The sequence below is a fragment of the Rhodococcus sp. A14 genome (assembly GCF_011603105.1).
Taxonomy (GTDB): domain Bacteria; phylum Actinomycetota; class Actinomycetes; order Mycobacteriales; family Mycobacteriaceae; genus Rhodococcus_F; species Rhodococcus_F opacus.
In genome coordinates this window covers 1-17,759 of record NZ_JAAOQS010000070.1, presented here as the reverse complement: position 1 = coordinate 17,759, position 17,759 = coordinate 1, and the positions used below count along the sequence as shown (strand labels likewise).

The following is a 17,759-nucleotide window of genomic DNA, read 5'->3' as shown; positions in this document are numbered from 1 at the left end:
GTCCCGGCAGATCGCCGCTGGCACACTCAGCAGGCCCGCTCCCTTGGGTCACCGTCCGGTGTGCATCTCGCAGGGCGGCGCACGCCGCGCTGCTTACCTTGGTTGGCGACACATGGGCAGCATCGCGGAATCGGTTGTGAACAGGTTCAGGTGCTCGCCCGCAGATCCACCTGCAGCACCTGTTCGTCTCCCGGTGCAATAAGCCCCCGGAGAACGTGTTTGAGTATCTTCCCCGTTCCGGACTTGGGCAGTTCGCGAAAGTAGATTTGTTTGGGTGTCTTGAAGCCTGCGAGTTGGGTACGTGTGTAGGAGATGAGGTCTTCGGTGGACACGTCCGCGCCTGGCCGCAGCGCAACGACAGCCACCGGAACTTCGCCCCATTTCGGATCAGCGACGCCGATGACGGCCGCCTCGGCGACCGCGGGATGGGAGGTGAGTACGTGTTCGACTTCGACCGTGGCGATGTTCTCTCCGCCGGAGATCACGATGTCTTTTGCGCGGTCCCGGATTTCCACCGATCCGTCGGGGTGCATGACGCCGAGGTCGCCGGTCTTGAACCATTCGCCGATCCGGGCGGCCTCGGTCGCTGCGTCGTCGTTGTAGTAGCCCAGCATGACGGTGTTCCCTCGGACAGCGATCTCCCCGAGAGTTGTGCCGTCAGCGGTGACGTCGGCGATCGGGGCGCCGTCTTTCTTGCCGACGGTGTCCAGGACCCTGATTCCTGTGCCGACCATGTTGGAGTTGCCCTGGACAGCCATTGCTTTGGAGAGATCGGTATGGCTGAGGGTGTTCCATTCGGGGCGTGGTTCGTTCACCACAGCAGGTCCGAAGGTTTCGGTCAGACCGTAGAGGTGGGTGGTGTGGATGCCGAGTGCGGTCAATTCGGACAACAGTGTGGGGGACGGCGGCGCTCCCCCGATTCCCACCTCGACGATTCTGCCGAGAGGCCCGTTGTCTGCCTCACGATGTTGTGTGAGGTTGGTGAGGACGGTGGGAGCGGCGTTGAAGTGGGTGATGCCCCCGCTGCGCAGATGGGCCCATACTGTGTCGGGGTCGGGGCGATCGAGACAGACCTGTGTTCCTGCCGCGGCGGTGATTGCCCAGGGAAAACACCAGCCATTGCAGTGGAACATCGGCAGGGTCCACAGGTAGACGGTATCGAGGCCGAGTTTGGCGTGGTGGGTTATGGCAAGCGCCTGCAGGTAGGCGCCGCGGTGGTGGTACATGACGCCCTTGGGCCGGCCGGTCGTGCCGCTGGTGTAGTTCAGCGAGATGAGGCTGCGTTCGTCCTCGACCGTGCGCGCGTGTTCGGGTCCGTCCGCGTCCAGGACCTGTTCGGCGGCGAGGGTCCGGATGCCGAAGGATTCTGCGGCGGCGCTGAATTCGTTATCGCCCAGAATGAGTGATGCGCCGGAGTGCTCGACGATGTACTTCAGTTCCGGTGCGGCCAGGCGGTGGTTGAGGGTGACGAGCACGCCGCCGGCCAAGGGAACGGCGAAGTGCGCGAGCAGCATCAGCGGGGTGTTCGAGGCCAGGACGGCGACGCGGTCGCCGGGTTTGACTCCGTGGCCTGCGAGTGTGCCGGCCATGCGGCGGGCGGTGACCGCGAACTCGCCGTACGACCACGATTGGGCGTGGTAGGTCATGGCGGTGCGATCGGCGTGGATGGCCTCCGCGCGTTCGAGAAAGTTCAGGGGTGTCAGGACCTGATCGCCGAGATGAGCGGTCACAGCACGCTTCTTTCAGAGTCGGTGATATCGGGGATGTCGAGTACATGGCCCATGCGGTCGCGTTTGGTACGGAGGTAACGGACATTGTCGGTGGTCGCGTTGGTCGAGAGCCCGACGCGGGCGAGGACCTCGAGTCCGTCGGTGGTCAATGCTGCGCATTTGGCCGGATTGTTGGTCAACAGGCGCACTCTGACTACTCCGAGTTCCCTGAGGATGTGGGCTCCGACCGTGTACGAGCGGGCGTCGGCGGCGAGGCCTTGGGCGAGGTTGGCGTCCACGGTGTCCATCCCGCAATCTTGCAGCGCGTAGGCGTGGATCTTGTGCGCCAAACCGATGCCACGGCCTTCGTGCCCCCGCAGGTAGATCACTGCGCCGCATTGCTCCTGGCTGACCGCCATCAGTGCCTGCTCGAGTTGGCTGCCGCAGTCACACCGGGTCGAGGCGAGGATGTCGCCGGTCAGGCATTCGCTGTGCAGGCGCACGAGGGCACCGGATTCACTCTCGGCGGCCGCGGCCACGTCTCCCATCACCAACGCCAGATGCTCGACTCCGTCATCGCTCGACCGGTACGCGATTGCCTGGAACTCTCCGAAGGCGGTGGGCATGCGCGAGGTCGAGAGTCTGTCCACGGGTCCTGTTTCCGGATGCAGGGATTGCGCGAGGTCGGCGATGGTGACCATGGGCAGCCCATGGCTGTCCGCGAATCGGCGCAGATCCGGCCCCCGCCGCATCGAGCCGTCCTCCGCGACGATTTCCCCGATCACCCCGACCGGAGCACGGTCGGCGAGGGTGAGTAAGTCGATTGCGGCTTCGGTGTGCCCAGGCCGCTCCAGGACACCTCCCGGGCGGGCGCGAAGCGGGAAGACATGTCCGGGGCGACGGAAGTCAGCGGGGACGCTGGTCGAGTGGGCGAGGGCACGTACGGTCATCGCGCGGTCGCTGGCGGACACCCCGGTCCCGGCGCCGATGTGGTCGACGGTGACGGTGAAGGCGGTCTGGTGGGTGTCGGTGTTCACCGGCACCATCGGCGCCAACTCGAGCTGATCGGCTCGTTCGGTGGTCATCGGAACGCAGAGGATGCCGGTGGTGTGGCGGACCATGAAAGCTATCTGCTCGGCGCTGACGGTGTCGGCACCGGCCACGAGGTCGCCCTCGTTCTCGCGATCGTCGCCATCGAGGACGACGACCATGCCGCCGGCCCGCAGCGCCGTGACGGCCCGGTTGACCGCGTGATCGCCTGCCCGATCCGGGGTCACCGGTGCTCCTGGCCGAGCAACATGTGGGTACCGAAATCGCGGCGGAAGTAGGTGAGCGGCGATCCGTCGTGGGCAACAGCTTCACGAACCTCGCCCAACACGACGATGTGGTCTCCACCCTCGACGAAGGAGGACGCGTCACAGACCACCCAGCCCGGTGCGCCGGTCAAACGGGGAACACCACCGGCCAGGGTCCACGGTGTGTCGGCGAATTTGTCGGTCCCCTTGCGGGCGAAAGTCGTTGCTGCCGCCGACTGGGCGCTACCGAGGATGTTGACGCCGAACCGTCTGCCGCGCTGAATGATTCCGAGGAGCTCGGAGGTCCGGTCGAGCGAGACCAGGACCATGGGGGGTGCCATCGACAAGGATGCGAAGGCGCTGACGGTCGTTCCGTGCGGTCGATCACCGTCCATCGCCGTCACCACCGAGACCGGGGTGCAGACCGCAGCCATCACCTCCTTCAGTGATGCTGCGATGTCCTCGTGCGGTGTTGTCGAGCATGTCGTCATGTTCTTCCTCCTCGCTACGTCAGCGGATGTGGTTGACGAGTCGAGTGACGCCGGGGATGTCGATGGTCAGCACTTCCCCGGGCTGTAGGTATCTGGGCGGATCCTGCCGGTAACCGATCCCGGCCGGCGTGCCGGTGGCGATGATGTCTCCGGGGGTCAGCGTCGTCCATGTGCTGACATATTCGATGACCGAGGGAACATCGAACACCAGATCCGCGAGAACCCCGGCCTGTACCCGGTTGTCGCCGAGGTAGGTGTGTACTCCCAGGGCGTTCGGGTCGGCGATCTCGTCCGCCGTGACCAGCCACGGGCCGACCGACCCGGATCGGTCGAAGTTCTTTCCCGCTGTGGCCTGCGTTCCGTGGAGTTGGAATTCCCGGACACTGTTGTCGGCGAAGGCGGTGTAGCCCCAGACGTGGTGCGCCGCATCTCGGGCCCGAATGTTCCGGCCGCCGCGGCCGATGACGATCGCGATCTCCCCCTCCCAGTCCAAACTGTCGGACGCCGGCGTTCGTTCGACCGGCTCCATGTGCCCGACGAGCGACGAGGGGAAACGGACGAAGAACGTGGGATGTTGCGGCGGTTCCTTATCCATCTCGACGGCGTGGTTGTGGTAGTTGAAACCGACGCAGAGGATCCGCCGCGGATCGGTGACCGGCGGTAGCCAACGGGTGATCCGGTCGAGATCGATCACCGGGCATCGGTGGAGATCCTGATCCGTCAGAGCAGCGAATTTGTCGATGTCGACGTCAGCGGTCACCACACCGGTGAGCCCGGTCACGTCCCGCGGTCGGCCGTCTGCGTCGAGGACGACGGTCCGCGGATCACCGTCCTGTTCGACCGTTGCCAATCGCATCAGAAAGCCTTTTCTTCGGTGAGGATGGTCGAGGCCTGACCGAGGAGGGTCTCGATCCGGTCGATGCCCGTCGATGTGGGCGTAATCAGCGGGGACCGCACGTGCGGTGAGGCGATCCGTCCCTGCTGGTGCAGGACCCACTTGGCCGGTGCCGGATTGGTCTCCACGAACAGCAGGTCCACCAGCGGGTGCAGCGCGTAGTGAAGTGCGCGGGCACCGTCGTGATCACCGGATGTCCACAGTTCGTACATCCGCGCGACCGTGTGGGGGGCGATGTTGCTGACGGCGCTGACGAATCCGACACCGCCGAGTGCAAGCAGGGGAAGGCAGAGCAGTTCGATGCCGGACCACACCGAGATATTCTCTCCGGCTTCGTGAATCACCCGGGAGAAGTGTTCGAAGTCCTTCGTTGTTTCCTTGATACCGACGATGTTGTCGAAGTCCCGGTAGAGGCGGGCGACCGTGGAGGGGTCCAGTTCGACGGCGGTCCTCGAGGGAACGTTGTACATGATGATCGGCAGGTCCGGGAACTCCCCGGCGATGGTGGCGTACCACCGGTACAGCGCCTCTTGGGTGGGTCGCGCGTAGTACGGGGTGATGATCAAGGCCGCATCGGCTCCGGCGGCACGAGCGGCTGCGGTGATCTCGAGGGTTTCGTCCAGCTTGGCCGATCCGGTTCCAGGGATGAAGGGAACGCGGTCGTTGATCTCGTCGGCGACGACCTCGATCGCCTCGATCCGCTCGGCGACGGTCTGTGCGGCCGGCTCCCCGGTTGATCCACCGATCGACAATCCGTGCGATCCGGCCGCGATTTGCCACTGGACCAGTCGGCGCAGGCTTGCCGTGTCGAGCGCCCCGCTATCGGTGAACGGGGTGATCAAGGGTGCGATCGATCCGGTGATCAGTGCGGTGTCGGTGCGGAATCTCATGCCAGTACTCCTTCGCGATTGGTCGACTCAAGCACCGTTGCTGCCACCGCCAGATCGGCCAGACCCATCCCGAGTCCTTTGAAGATCGTCAAAACGGGGTGCAGCGGACGCACCACCGCACCGGTGAGAAGGTCGCCGAGGGTCTTGACGGGGGTCCAGTCCTCGCCGTAGTACTCGGTCAGCTCCCGGGATGATCGACGTGCGTTGGCGATACTGTCGACGACCGCCAGGTCGGCGTCGGCCAGCAACGCGGGATCGAACTCGGCGTTGCTCGGCAAGATCGCGCCGACGGCATTGAGGTGCGTTCCCGGGGACAACAGTCCTCGCGGGAGGAACGGTTCCGTCGCTCGGGTGATGAGGGTGACGATGGGGGCCCCGTCGACGGCCTCGGCGAGTGTGGGGGCCGCGACGGCGTCGATGCCGAGGTTTTCGCGCACCGTTGCCGCGAAACCGGTCCGGCTGTTCTCGGAGCGGCTCCACACCCGTACCCGGGTGATCGGTCGAACTGCACACACCGCAGCAACTTGTCCCAATGCCTGCCGTCCGCTGCCGATCAGGGCGAGCTCGGACGCATCGGGGGCACTCATCAGGCGTGTCGCCAGCCCGGAGACCGCCGCGGTACGCATCCCACCCAGCGCACCGGCCTCGAGCACCGCACGGGGGGTACCGGTAGTGGCGTCGAACAGCGTCATCAGCGCCGAGGCACCTGCCGGAGTGTTGACCCAGGTCTTGAACGCGACGAGGCCGGCGCCCTCGTCATAGGCACCGAGAGCGTGCGCGCTGCTGGCCGGCTCCCAGGTCGTCATCGTTTTCGGGATGTTGCGGGCGGTGCCGTCGACTTCACGGGTAATCGATCGGGTGACCGACTCGATGGCGTCGAGGATCGAGACCCTTTCGCGTACTTGCTGTTCCGTTATCCACGGTACGTTCATCGTGTTCCTTGCCAGTTGTGTGTTCGAGGGCGGACACACCCGTGCAATCGGTGCGCACGGGGTGTGTGGTCCTCATTCCCGCGGAACGGATCGGCGATCCATACCACTGAGGCTGTGATGCACCTAACAATAGAGATTCCGTGGTATAAAGCAAATATCAAGATATCGATACACGCATCATTGACTGCTTATAGAGGGACCATGGAAGCGCAACTGTCGCTCAAACGCCTGGAAGTGTTCCGGCTCGTCGTCGAGGAGGGAAGTGTTACGCGAGCCGCGGAAGTGCTGATGGTCGCCCAGCCGGCCGTCTCGGGACAGTTGAGGGCTCTCGAATCATGGCTCGGCGCAAAGCTGTTCGTCCGCCGCGGTAACCGAATGTTGTTGACAGAAGCGGGCGAACGCGCCAACCAGTGGGCGAAGGAGATGTTGGCCTCGGCGGCCCAGATCAGGCGCGACGTCGACGAACTCGGATCGGGGCGAGGCGGCGCCGCGTCCATCGCATCGAGCATGGCGGTGGGCAGCTACCTCCTCCCGCCGATTCTGTCCCGGTTCCAGCGCGGCCGGCCCGGTGCGGACCTCACCCTTTCCAGCTCGCAACCCAACGAAGCGTTGCGTGCGGTGGAAACCGGTGAGGCGGACTTCGCCGTCGTGACCTGGGATCAGCGGCACCTCCCGGACACCATGTCCTCCGACGTCATCCGCACCGAGCCGATCACCCTCTGCGCCGGGCCGGGCCTCGTCGCCTCGTCGAGGGCGCTATCCCTCGACGAGGCATTGGCGCTGCCGTTCGTCGGCGCGCCGCGGGAGGTGATCTACCAACGCAACCTGATGGAACAGCTCACCCGGCTCAGCGATATCGAACCGAATTTCATCATCAGATTCGGGCATGCCGAACCGATGAAGCAGGCCGCCGCCGAGAACGCGTGGGCGATTTTCGCCCCGCGCTACGTCGTCGAATCCGACCTCGCCGCGGGCCGACTACAGGAGTTGGCCGTTCCCGGCCTCGAACTCACCGAGCGTATCGCGTTGCTGTGGCGGCGGGACAAGTTCTTCTCGCCACTGCAGCAAGCGGCCGTCGACGAGATCCGCGACGCTCTCCGATCCCGGTGACGCCGCGGTCACGCACTGTCACCACGACCAGTTCCGCTCCTGCGGCGGCGACCAGACTCCCGCTTCCCGCAGATACGGCAACACCGGTGAGAACGACTCCAGCTCCTGCGGACTCCACAGAGGAAAGTTGATCAGCACATTGGATGTCGCCGTGGTGCGCTTGAGCGAAATGATCTTCTCCGCGACCTGTTCGGGGGTTCCGATCAGCTGCAGAACCGAGCCGGCACCGCCGAACGCGCGGGTGGCTTCGCCCTCCCCCATCTTCTCGTACATCGACCGCGAGGATTCGATCGATCCGAGCACATCAGCGGCGATCTCCTTGGTGGCCTCGACGTTGAGAGTCTGCAGCAGACGCGCATATTCCTCCTCGGCCTCGCCCTCGTTCGGGCGCACGATCGCCATCGAGAACGGACACGTTCCCACCGCTCGTTTACTACTTTCGGTCAACGCAGCCAGCCGACGATCGACCTCACGCACCAACTCCTCGGTGTTTGCCAACGTCACCAACTGATCGCAGAACCGTGCAGCGAACTCGGCGCCCGCCGGAGACGCGCCCGCACTGACCAACAAGGGGTGCGGATCCTGCACGGGCCGGGGACTTTTGATCCGTCCCGTCACGCGGTAATACTTGCCGTCGACGTCGATGGGTTCGTGCTCGGTCCACAATCTTTTGACGATGTCGACGAATTCGGCTGCCATGACGTAACGCTCGTCGTGGTCGATGAACGGCTCCCCGAACAGTGCCGCCTCGTCGGCACTGAATCCCGTCACCACGTTCCAGCCCCACCGCCCGTCGCTGAACGCATCGAGCGTGGCGCCCATTCGAGCGACATGAGCGGGCTTGTGGTGAGTGGTGTGGAACGTGGAGATGACGCCGATGCGCTCCGTCGTTGCCAGCAGAGCCATGGCCAGCAACGGCGCGTGATACGCCGGCGACTGGTGCCCGAACCCCTCGGCGACACGTTGGTGCCCGGACCAGTTGTCAGCGATGAACAAGGAATCGAAGCCCACCCGTTCGGCCGCTTGGGCGAGTTCGACCAGGTTCGCTTTCGTCATCGCCGGTGTTCGCCGAGCAGCTTCGTCCGAGTACAGGAAATTTGTCTTTCCACTGGGAAAGAAGTACCCGAGGCTCAGCTGCGAAGGGTCTTCGGTTCTCGGCTTCATGGTGGTCCTCTTCGAGTGCTGCGCGGAACTCCCCGCACAAAGGTGGATAGTGATCGCAATCACACTATCGTTCCCGCGACATAAGGCAAGAATCATCTTTCTGATGAATCCATAAGAAGACGGTTATTCGCTTGTCGATCTGCGGAATAAGTGGCGACTTATGCCCTTATCTCCAATTCGGTAATTGTTTATATAGCGGTGCGCTCTTAGTGTGACCTGGAGCACTGATTTCGAGGCGGGGCCGTCGCGAGCCCACGAAAGGACCGGACCATGTCCACTATCGGCACGGGAGACCGGATACCGCATTGCCCGGTGTCGGAAACTATCACGACCAACACAGCCGAGGGCGAGCAAATGACTTCGCCGACCGGAGGATTCGAATTCGATCACCTGAGTCCGGGTTGGAATGACACGACCCTCTGGGACGCGTACGAGCGCTTGTTATCCGCCGGCGCTGCGACCTACTCGCCTCTCCACGGCGGATACTGGATCATCAGTCGCTATTCGGAGGTCAAGAAGGCGCTTCGTGACCACGAGACCTTCTCCTCTGCCTCTGGTCACCGGATCCCGATGGTGGACGGCATGTCGTCGATACCGATCGACTACGACCCCCCGGTGCACACCCACTATCGGTCGTTGCTGACGCGAGCGTTGACTCCCGACTCGATACGTGATTTGCAGCCGTGGCTCACCTCGATGATCTCCGAGGTCGTCGCCGCGTTCTACCAGTCAGGTGGAGGCGACGCCGTGGCTGAGGTCGCACTGTCGATTCCGCTGCGCGTGCTCACCAAGATTGTCGGTTTCTCCCCGGCAACCGTGGCGCGCTTTCGCGAACTGACCGAGGACATTTGGAAGGACGGGACGGCCGAGTCTCAGCTTCGAGGCCGCGCGGCGCTGGTCGATGCCCTCGACCGCGACATCGACGAGCACCGCGCCCGTCGGCCCGACGACTACCTGACCTGGCTCCTCGATGCTGAAGTCGACGGACGCCCGATCGACATCGGAGAAATACACTCGGTGCTTCTGACGCTGGCTGTCGCCGGCCACGAGACAACCCTGAATTCGGTGAGCACCCTGCTGTATCTGCTGGCATCGGATTTGCCCTTGCAGGAGCGGCTTCGCGCCGACCCCAGTGTCGCACCACGGTACGTCGAGGAGATGCTGCGGCTCCGTACACCTGCACAGATGTTCGCCCGCCGCACCAATCGCGCAGTCGATGTCGGCGATACCACCATCCCGGCAGGCTCGTGGGTACTGCTTCTCAATGCCGCAGCCAACCGCGACCCCCACCAGTTCGAGCACCCCACGGCGTTCGACATCGACCGTTCCGCACGAGGCCACTTGGCATTCGGGTGGGGCATTCATCAATGTGTCGGATCTGCACTTGCCCGATCCGAACTGCGCATCCTTCTCGAAACCCTCTGCCAGTATCCGCCGATCACGCTGGCGGCCGACCCCGCCTTCACGGCCATCGAGGCCGGGACACATTTCGGATTACGAAAACTCCCCCTGGCTTTCATCGACGCTGCACCCAGGAGCTGAAGCACTATGACACCGCGCATCCACATCGACACCGCGGCCTGCAATGGCTACGGAAACTGCCTGGTCGCCGCGCCCGACGTCTTCGACCTCGACCCCGACACCAACATCGCTTTCACCCAGCCCGGCCACCCCACGGAGGCAGACCACGACAGCCTTCGTGAAGCCGAAGCCGACTGCCCCGTCCGGGCTATCCGAATCTCCGAGTCCTGACCATGAACGCCGGAGCCACCACCGTCATCGTCGGCGCCTCCGTCGCCGGAATCCGAGCGGCGGCGGCGCTACGACACAACGACCCGCACCGCCGCATCGTCCTCGTCGACGGTGAAGACGAAGATCCGTACGACAAGCCACCACTGTCGAAGGCGGTGCTGTCGAACACCGACCTCCCGTCACCGACCCTGACCGACCACATCGGACACGGCATCGATTACCTCCGGGGAACACAGGCCGTCGCCGTGGATCCAGCGGCGTCGACACTCACCCTCGGCGACGGGAGCGTCATCCGCTACGACAGCGCCATCCTCGCCACCGGCTCCGCACCCCGCCACCTCCCCCAGCTCGCCGGGATACCGGGCGTGCACTATCTCCGAACCCTCGCCGAGGCGACTGCACTGCGCAACGACCTGCGTCGCCGCCCACGCGTCGTCGTCATCGGCGGCGGATTCATCGGTTCCGAAGTCGCCTCCAGTGCGCGCGAACTCGGCCTCGACGTCACCATCATCGAGGCCGGACCACGGATCGCGGCCCGGGTGATGCCGGAACCGGTCTCCCACGCGCTGGCGGCACTACACGCACAACATGGCGTGAGCGTGCGATGCGGAACCGCCGTGCACGGTGCGTCCTATGACGCAGATCGGCGAGCCGTCGAGTTGAACCTCGACGACGGGGACACCATCGTCGGCGACGTAGTGGTGGTGGGGATCGGGACCACGCCCTGCACCGACTGGGCGGCCGACTCCTCGCTCCCCATCCGGGACGGCTTCGTGTGCGGCCCCGACCTGCGGGTGAAGGGCACATCGAACCTCCACGCCATCGGTGACGTCGCCCGCTGGTTCAACCCCCGCTACGGCGAGGAGATGCGAGTGGAGCACTGGACCAACGCCCGCGAGCACGCCGGGATCGCCGCGCACAACATCGGGCATCCGCACTCACCACGCCACGCGGCGACGGTGCCGTTCGTCTGGTCCGATCAGCACGGCACCCGGATCCAGCACGTGGGCGACCCGAACCTGACCGCGGTGGACGTCGACGCAGTGCACCTTTCCCACTCCGCTCGGGTGTTCACCTATTCGCGTGACGGAATCACGGTGGGGGCCACCGCCTTCAATGCCCAAGGCGCCCTAGCGAAGATCCGCAAACAACTGGTCGACCAGCGTGCAGCCGTGCTGCACGCCGACCACATCTACCACTGAACGAGGACGTGCCATGACCGCACCGCCCACCGATCGTCCTGACCCGAGCACGAGCACGCCGCTTCCCGGCAGCCCCGCCGAAACGCCCACCAGTGCACTGCGGCAACGGCGCAGCCTGATCGGTGTCACACTCGGCAACGGACTCGAAGTATTCGACTGGACCTGCTACGCCGTCTTCGCCCCCTTCTTCGCCAAGGCACTGTTCAACCCCCAGAACGCCACCTCCGCACTGCTGTCCACCCTGGTGGTCTTCGGCGTGGGATTCGCGATCCGTCCCTTCGGCGGACTCCTCTTCGGGTGGATGGCCGATCGATTCGGCCGCAAGCACTCACTGCTCGTAGCGATCGCGTGCGCGTCGACCGGGATGCTCCTCATTGGTCTCACACCGACCTACGCCTCCGTCGGTGTTCTCGCCGGCGCAGTCCTTCTCGTCGCTCGACTGCTGCAAGGCCTCGCACACACCGGGGAAGTCGCCGCCGCCTACACCTACATCGCCGAAGAAGCACCTCCCGCCAGGCGAGGCCTGTGGTCCTCCGCGATCTATGTATCCGGATTCCTCGCGATCATGGCCGCCACCATCATGGGCGCCCTCCTGACCACCGCTCTCAGCGAGCACCAGATGGCCACCTGGGGTTGGCGCCTGCCATTTCTCCTCGGCGCCGCCCTCGGCCTGGTAACCCTCTACCTACGCCGCGGCATGGACGAAACCCACGCCTTCACATCCGCCACCGCGGCCCCCACCCGGAACGCCAGCCCGAAACGATCTGTCTTTGCGAATCTGTGGACCTACCGCGCCTCCGGGACCCGGGTGTTCCTGCTCATGGCATCGGTCACCGCCATGTTCTACGCCTGGGCAGTGAGCGGACCCACCTGGGCAATCTCCGTCGCCCACCTCGACCCCACGGCAGCGTTGTGGGCCGGCGTGATCGCGCTCGCCGTCAGCGCCTCGGTCCTACCGCTGCTCGGTTCCCTGTCGGACCGTATCGGTCGACGCCGCAGCTTCTACATCTACGGCCTCGGCGTCGCCGTCACCGCCTTCCCCCTCGACCACCTCGCCCGACAAGGCGCATGGCAATTCGGTCTGGCCATGACGATCGCGCTCGTACTGTTCGCCTTCGTCGCCTCGATCCTGCCGGCGGTCCTGTCCGAACTGTTCCCGACCGGCGTACGCGCCTCAGGCATCGCCATGCCCTATGCGCTCTCGGCCGTCGTGTTCGGCGGAACCGCCCCCTACCTGCAGCAGTGGACCGCGCAACACAACGTTTCGTACCTGTTCGTCGGCTACCTGGCATCGGCCGCTCTCCTCGGCGCCCTCGTCATGCGGTTCACCCCCGAGACCGCCGGCATATCCCTCGAACCCACCACACCCGACAGCACCGATCCGATCCAGGAGAAGAAATGAGCCCGCACGCCCACCTGCTCGACAGTCGCCAGGCACCCCCATACCGGCGGGAACAATGGTCCCCGCTGATGATCAGCGCCGCCGAGATCGACACCGCCTTCACCGCACTCGAAGCCGGCGAACCCGATGACCGGGGCCGCCGCGAGATGCTGATCGTGCATCCGCAAGCGCCGAAAGGGGTCCGCGGCCTCGCCTCGGCCACACAGGTCAGCCTCGGTGTCCTCCTGCCCGGGGAATCCACCGTCCCCGTACGCGCCAACACCACCGGCCTGTCGATGTGTCTGGCCGGCAACGGCACGGTCAGCATCGGGGCCCGCACCATGCGCGTGGTCCAGCAAGACGTGTGGACCAAGCCGTCGATGAACCTCGAGGCGCTGGCCAACAACGGCACCACCGCCTTCAGGTATCTGCGCTACACCAACGCGGCACTGCTGGAAGCCATCTCTGCCTACTACGAAGACTTCGGCAGCACCGTCGAAACCCACGACCACGATGTCGTCTCGGCACCAGGACGCCGCGCGAAAGACCTCGCTCCCGCTATCGCGTTGGGCGATGACGGCAGCCAACTCCTGCCCTACGAACACATCATCGACCCCGACCCGATCACCGACTCCCCCCTCCTCTTCGCCTGGGCGAAGGTCAGCCAACACCTCAGCGGCGTCCTCGGCCTCAAAACCGGATACACGGGTCGGCCACTGTATTGCCTGTACAACCCCTCCACCGGACGCCTCAACGGCACCACACCCTCGTTCTTCGCCACCATCACCGCGATCGGTGGCGACTTCGCCGGCGGAACCCACCGGCACATGAGCTCCGCCATCAACTACCACTTCGCCGGCAACGGATACAGCATCGTCGAAGGCCAGCGCTTCGACTGGTCCGCAGGCGACCTGATGCTGTCCGCACCCGGATGGGCGGCGCACGCACACACCATCAGCGGTGAAGGAGCCCGCATCCTCACCGTTCAAGACCACCCCCTGCACACCTCCACGGGATCGCTCGTATGGCAAGAAGACATCGACAACGGTGAAGTCTTGGCCCTCGGAACACAAACAGGCTTCGAGACCAACCTCGCCGAGTACGCCACACAGCAATAGACCGCCCACACGACGTGCTTCAGCCGTCAACACATCGGGCGCGCCCATAGTCTGACGGATGCACCGAACCCGCTCCGTGCGAGCGGGTTCGGTGCCCGCGGAGCATCACCATAGAACACACGGTGTCCAAAACCGTTCCCGGGCAGAACACCGTACGCGTCTGCCCTTCACGGCCGTCAATCCCTAACACGGCTTTCACAGATTGAACATCCGCATGAGCAACGAAACCCCACGTGGTGGCAGCGCCGGTAGAGGTTCGAAAGCTGCCGCCCGCCCTTGCGACGATCAACTAATCCTCGAACTCGCCATCGAATGGCTACCGTTCGACGGACCATCGTCAGAAGACATCTGGGTGCAGTTCGGGATCGACCGAACACAATTCTGGGAGCGCATCTCGTGCCTGCTCGGTTACCGGCGATGGACATGGCTACTGGACGCGCCCACAGTTCGAGCTCTCTCCGAGCAGGCCACAACAATGTTGCGGGCACACCAGCACTCATCAGAAGGAAGGGTCAAGACGATGACCCCCGAGCACCAACTATGGCGGACTCATCGTCCGTGAAAGGACATCTCGCGAGCGGGCATTGGTCACGGCGAAGCACCGGCCCCGGAACCCCAGATGGGATTCGACACCGACCTCGCCGGATGGCACGGGCACCCGATAAACGTCGACACCGACAATTTCAAACCTATTGCCAGCACGCGATGTCGCCGGCGGCAGACCGAGTTGCGCACGCCTCAGTACAGGAGAAATACCATCCATGATCGACATCCCGACCCTCACGGCCAAGGCCCGATTCACCGGAACCCTCTTCGAGCGCGACGATGAGGGCTACGAGAATGCTCGCGTCGGCCGAGTGTTCCACAGTCGATATCCTGACCGCTTTCCCCCGGCCGTCCTGATGGCCGAAATCGAGAACGACATCGTTGAGGGCGTTCGGTTGGCCAGGGAACGCGGCTGGAAGGTCGGCATAAGGTCTGGCGGCCACAGCTTCCCGGTGTGGGGCGTGCGGGACGATGCCCTGCTGATCGACCTCGGCGGCTACAAGGAATTTTCTCTCGACGAGAACACCGGCATCGTCAGCGTGACCCCGTCCGTCCAGGGCGGCAGCGAGCTGGGCGTCTACCTCGAGCAGTTCGGACGGTTCTTCCCCGGCGGGCCGTGCCCGACGGTCGGTATCGGCGGCTTCCTGCTTCAAGGCGGCATGGGATGGAATCATCGGGGCTGGGGCTGGGCGTCAGAGCAGGTTCTGGCGATCGATGTCGTGACGGCCGACGGCGACCTTGTTCGCGCAGATGCCGAACAAAACTCGGACCTTTTCTGGGCGGCCCGCGGAGCGGGGCCCGGGTTCTGCGGGGTCATCACCCGGATCCACCTCCAGACCCGACCGTTGCCCAAGGCTCTTACCGGGACGATGCAGATCTATCCCGTGGAGCGGTATGCCGAGATTCTCGAGTGGCTCTCCACAGCGCAGAAGGACATCGCCCCCAGCGTCCACCTGGTCGCGGTATCGATGAATCCACAGTTCGAAATCCCCGGCCACGAGGGAGGCTACGTCTTCGCGGTGTGGGGACTCGCCTTCTGCGACACACGCGAAGAGGCCGAGCAGGCGCTGGCACCCCTGGCGACCGCACCCTACTGCGAGCACGCGTTGATCATGAACAATGCTCAACCCACGACGATGAAGTCCGAGTACGAGTTCGTCGACGTCACCCATCCCAAGGGCTTCCGCTACCGGGTCGAGTCCGCCTGGGTCGAAGGACCGTACGACGAGATCGCTGCGGCCGCACAGACGCTGGTCATGGACCGGCCCAGCAACGAGCCCGGGCATACCTTCTTCCAGTACACCCTTCCCCACGAAGGACCCGACCAGGCCATGTCGTTGATGACCGAAATGATGGTCGGGGTGTACATCATCTACAGCGACGCAGCGGATGACGAAAAATACCGGCAGTGGTCGCTCGGAGCGATGAAGCATTTGGAGCCCTACACAAAGGGGCAGTACTGGGGCGACTCCGACCAGCAACACCGCAGGGTGAAATGCCTGAGCGATGACGCGTGGGCGCGCCTGCAGGTGATCCGTGCCGACCGCGATCCGGAGGGCGTCTTCGTCGACTACCTTGCCGGTGCCGGTGGCTACCAGAACGTCAACGAATGGGAAACGCCTGACGGCGTAAATCTCACCACCACCCTGAGCCAACCCGTCTGAAAGGCACGTTGAAATGGATCTTCACAACAAGACAGCAGTGGTCATCGGAGGAGGAGCCGGCATCGGCAGAGCCGGTGTTCTCGCGCTCGCGCGCGCCGGTTGTGATGTCGTCGTCGCCGACATCGACGAGTCCGCAGCCAAGGCGGTTGCGTCCGAGGTCGAGGGCCTCGGGCGGCGCTCCCTCTCGGTCGCCTGCGACACCATCCGAACAGAGGATCTCGCAGACCTGCACCGTCAGACATCCGAGGTGATGGGCCAGACCGACATCGTCTGGAGCCATGCAGGCACCTCGGTAGCCGGCCCGCTGGAGCAGATCCCTCTCGAGCGGTGGGAGCATGTTCTGGATGTCAACGCTGTCGGCGTTGTCCGTGCCTTCCTCGAGTTCGGGCCCGAAATGGTGGCGCGAGGCCATGGCCACCTCATCGTCACCTCATCGAGCCTCGGGCTGTTTCCTGAGCAAGTGCCGTTAGGGGGTGCCTACACGTTGTCGAAGTCCGGTTTGATCGGTCTCGCCCGCACGCTGAACGCCTACCTCTCACCGCAAGGCGTGGGCGTCACCTTGCTCTGCCCGGACATCACCAACACTCGGCACACGCTCGAAGTTCCCCTAGTTGGCATACCGACCGAGGTCTTCGAAGCCGGACTCGAGCTGGAGGCCCTCCAGAGCCCCGACGAGGTCGCGGACGCGTTGCTCGCCGGCTTGCGCGATGACACGTTCCTGGTCTCGCTCACCCCGGATGTCCGACAGAGGCTGCACGACGACATCGACCAGATGACGGGGCGCGGGCAGGTGCCAGACGGTGCGGTAATCGTCCAAAGTGGACGCCTCGTGATCGAGGAGGACCTCCATGACCGGGCCAGCGCCGCAATCGGGGAGCTAGTGGCGAAGTCGGTCCGCGATGCGGGCAATATCTCGTTTGTTATCAGCGCTGACCTAGTGGCACGGGGGGTCTTCTACGTCTATGAGGAATGGGAGTCGCAGTCAGCGCTCGATCAGCATGCCGATTCGGAACATGGCCGGGCCTTCGTCGGGATGCTCCCCTCTCTAGGAATGCGGGAGTTGTCGCTGCGAGTCCACCGGGTCGAATCGAGCCAGGAAGTCACGATCCCGGTCTGACGCCATACCGCCGACCGGCATGCATCCCGCCGGCATTCGTCGCCTCCAACCGGGGGTCGGTCGGCAACCCGGCGAACCACACACACGAGTCCACGGGCCAGGATGCAAACACTGATTCCCCTCTCCAGGATCACGCTAGGGGTCCCGTAGTCGCTGCGCACTCCCTCTCCGCGTCTCTCCGCCGTTTCCTCGGTGTAGGGCCTGAGCCGGGTGGTCAGCTCAAGCGCCTATGTCCGCCGTGGCCGGCCGCGTAATCCGGCGATGTTCGATCCCGACTCACCATTCTCCTGCGGCCGGCGGTATCGCGCACACACTGCCAATCATGCCCGGCTCGCGAAACGACATTGGCTTGCAGTCGAATTCGTCGGCCAGAGCGTGGCATGCTGCTGGCCGCCGACATGTACCCCTGCAGACCTTCATGGCTGCGGACCATGCGTGCAGACACCGTGTCCTTCTGGCTGAAACCGGTCGGATTCTTCGACCGCAACCCCGC

General features: G+C 64.5%; 15 protein-coding genes. 8 read left to right on the top strand and 7 right to left on the bottom strand.

The window, feature by feature from the left end:
• Positions 1–146 precede the first annotated feature (146 nt).
• From G9373_RS29515 to G9373_RS29490, 6 genes are read right to left on the bottom strand one after another with little or no spacing between them, the layout of a single operon-like run.
• On the bottom strand, positions 147–1,730 hold the full coding sequence (locus G9373_RS29515; RefSeq protein WP_346842863.1) for an AMP-binding protein: 1,584 nt from the start codon (positions 1,728–1,730) through the stop codon (positions 147–149).
• Positions 1,727–2,986 carry a 3,4-dihydroxy-2-butanone-4-phosphate synthase gene (gene ribB / locus G9373_RS29510; RefSeq protein ID WP_346842862.1) on the bottom strand — a complete coding sequence of 420 codons (1,260 nt, stop codon included), beginning with the start codon at positions 2,984–2,986 and terminating at the stop codon, positions 1,727–1,729. The genes G9373_RS29515 and ribB overlap by 4 nt, the downstream gene beginning before the upstream one ends.
• Complete coding sequence (locus G9373_RS29505; RefSeq protein ID WP_167118184.1) at positions 2,983–3,495, bottom strand: flavin reductase family protein; 513 nt, start codon at positions 3,493–3,495, stop codon at positions 2,983–2,985. The genes ribB and G9373_RS29505 overlap by 4 nt, the downstream gene beginning before the upstream one ends.
• A 19-nt stretch (positions 3,496–3,514) precedes the next feature.
• The gene (locus tag G9373_RS29500; RefSeq protein ID WP_167118181.1) at positions 3,515–4,351 is read right to left on the bottom strand and encodes a fumarylacetoacetate hydrolase family protein; all 837 of its coding nucleotides are present in this window, start codon (positions 4,349–4,351) and stop codon (positions 3,515–3,517) included.
• Entirely contained in the window at positions 4,351–5,280 is a 930-nt protein-coding gene (gene dapA, locus G9373_RS29495) for a 4-hydroxy-tetrahydrodipicolinate synthase (RefSeq protein WP_167118178.1), read from the bottom strand. Before dapA ends, G9373_RS29500 begins: the two co-directional genes overlap by 1 nt.
• A complete protein-coding gene (locus G9373_RS29490; protein ID WP_095869934.1) occupies positions 5,277–6,212 on the bottom strand; it encodes an ornithine cyclodeaminase family protein in 936 nt (311 codons plus the stop codon). Before G9373_RS29490 ends, dapA begins: the two co-directional genes overlap by 4 nt.
• 201 nt (positions 6,213–6,413) lie before the next feature.
• Between G9373_RS29490 and G9373_RS29485 the strand changes: the two genes are divergently transcribed.
• On the top strand, positions 6,414–7,322 hold the full coding sequence (locus G9373_RS29485; protein WP_167118175.1) for a LysR family transcriptional regulator: 909 nt from the start codon (positions 6,414–6,416) through the stop codon (positions 7,320–7,322).
• Positions 7,323–7,340: 18 nt separating this feature from the next.
• On the opposite strand, the gene G9373_RS29480 is transcribed toward G9373_RS29485, so the two are convergent.
• Positions 7,341–8,486, bottom strand: coding sequence for an LLM class flavin-dependent oxidoreductase (locus tag G9373_RS29480; RefSeq protein ID WP_167118172.1), 1,146 nt, complete (start codon positions 8,484–8,486; stop codon positions 7,341–7,343).
• 354 nt (positions 8,487–8,840) lie between these two features.
• Here G9373_RS29480 and G9373_RS29475 point away from each other — a divergent pair, with 354 nt between their 5' ends.
• The 7 genes from G9373_RS29475 to G9373_RS29445 all read left to right on the top strand — a co-directional run bounded on the left by G9373_RS29475 (position 8,841) and on the right by G9373_RS29445 (position 17,266).
• Complete coding sequence (locus G9373_RS29475; protein WP_167118169.1) at positions 8,841–10,028, top strand: cytochrome P450; 1,188 nt, start codon at positions 8,841–8,843, stop codon at positions 10,026–10,028.
• A 6-nt stretch (positions 10,029–10,034) separates the two neighbouring features.
• The gene (locus G9373_RS29470) at positions 10,035–10,238 is read left to right on the top strand and encodes a ferredoxin (RefSeq protein WP_167118166.1); all 204 of its coding nucleotides are present in this window, start codon (positions 10,035–10,037) and stop codon (positions 10,236–10,238) included.
• A gap of 2 nt (positions 10,239–10,240) precedes the next feature.
• Positions 10,241–11,440, top strand: coding sequence for an FAD-dependent oxidoreductase (locus G9373_RS29465; RefSeq protein WP_167118163.1), 1,200 nt, complete (start codon positions 10,241–10,243; stop codon positions 11,438–11,440).
• 13 nt (positions 11,441–11,453) lie between these two features.
• The gene (locus tag G9373_RS29460; RefSeq protein WP_167118160.1) at positions 11,454–12,842 is read left to right on the top strand and encodes an MFS transporter; all 1,389 of its coding nucleotides are present in this window, start codon (positions 11,454–11,456) and stop codon (positions 12,840–12,842) included.
• Positions 12,839–13,939, top strand: coding sequence for a hypothetical protein (locus G9373_RS29455; RefSeq protein ID WP_167118157.1), 1,101 nt, complete (start codon positions 12,839–12,841; stop codon positions 13,937–13,939). Before G9373_RS29460 ends, G9373_RS29455 begins: the two co-directional genes overlap by 4 nt.
• 761 nt (positions 13,940–14,700) lie before the next feature.
• Complete coding sequence (locus G9373_RS29450) at positions 14,701–16,149, top strand: FAD-binding oxidoreductase (protein WP_167118154.1); 1,449 nt, start codon at positions 14,701–14,703, stop codon at positions 16,147–16,149.
• A 13-nt stretch (positions 16,150–16,162) separates the two neighbouring features.
• The gene (locus tag G9373_RS29445; protein WP_167118151.1) at positions 16,163–17,266 is read left to right on the top strand and encodes an SDR family NAD(P)-dependent oxidoreductase; all 1,104 of its coding nucleotides are present in this window, start codon (positions 16,163–16,165) and stop codon (positions 17,264–17,266) included.
• Positions 17,267–17,759 lie beyond the last annotated feature (493 nt).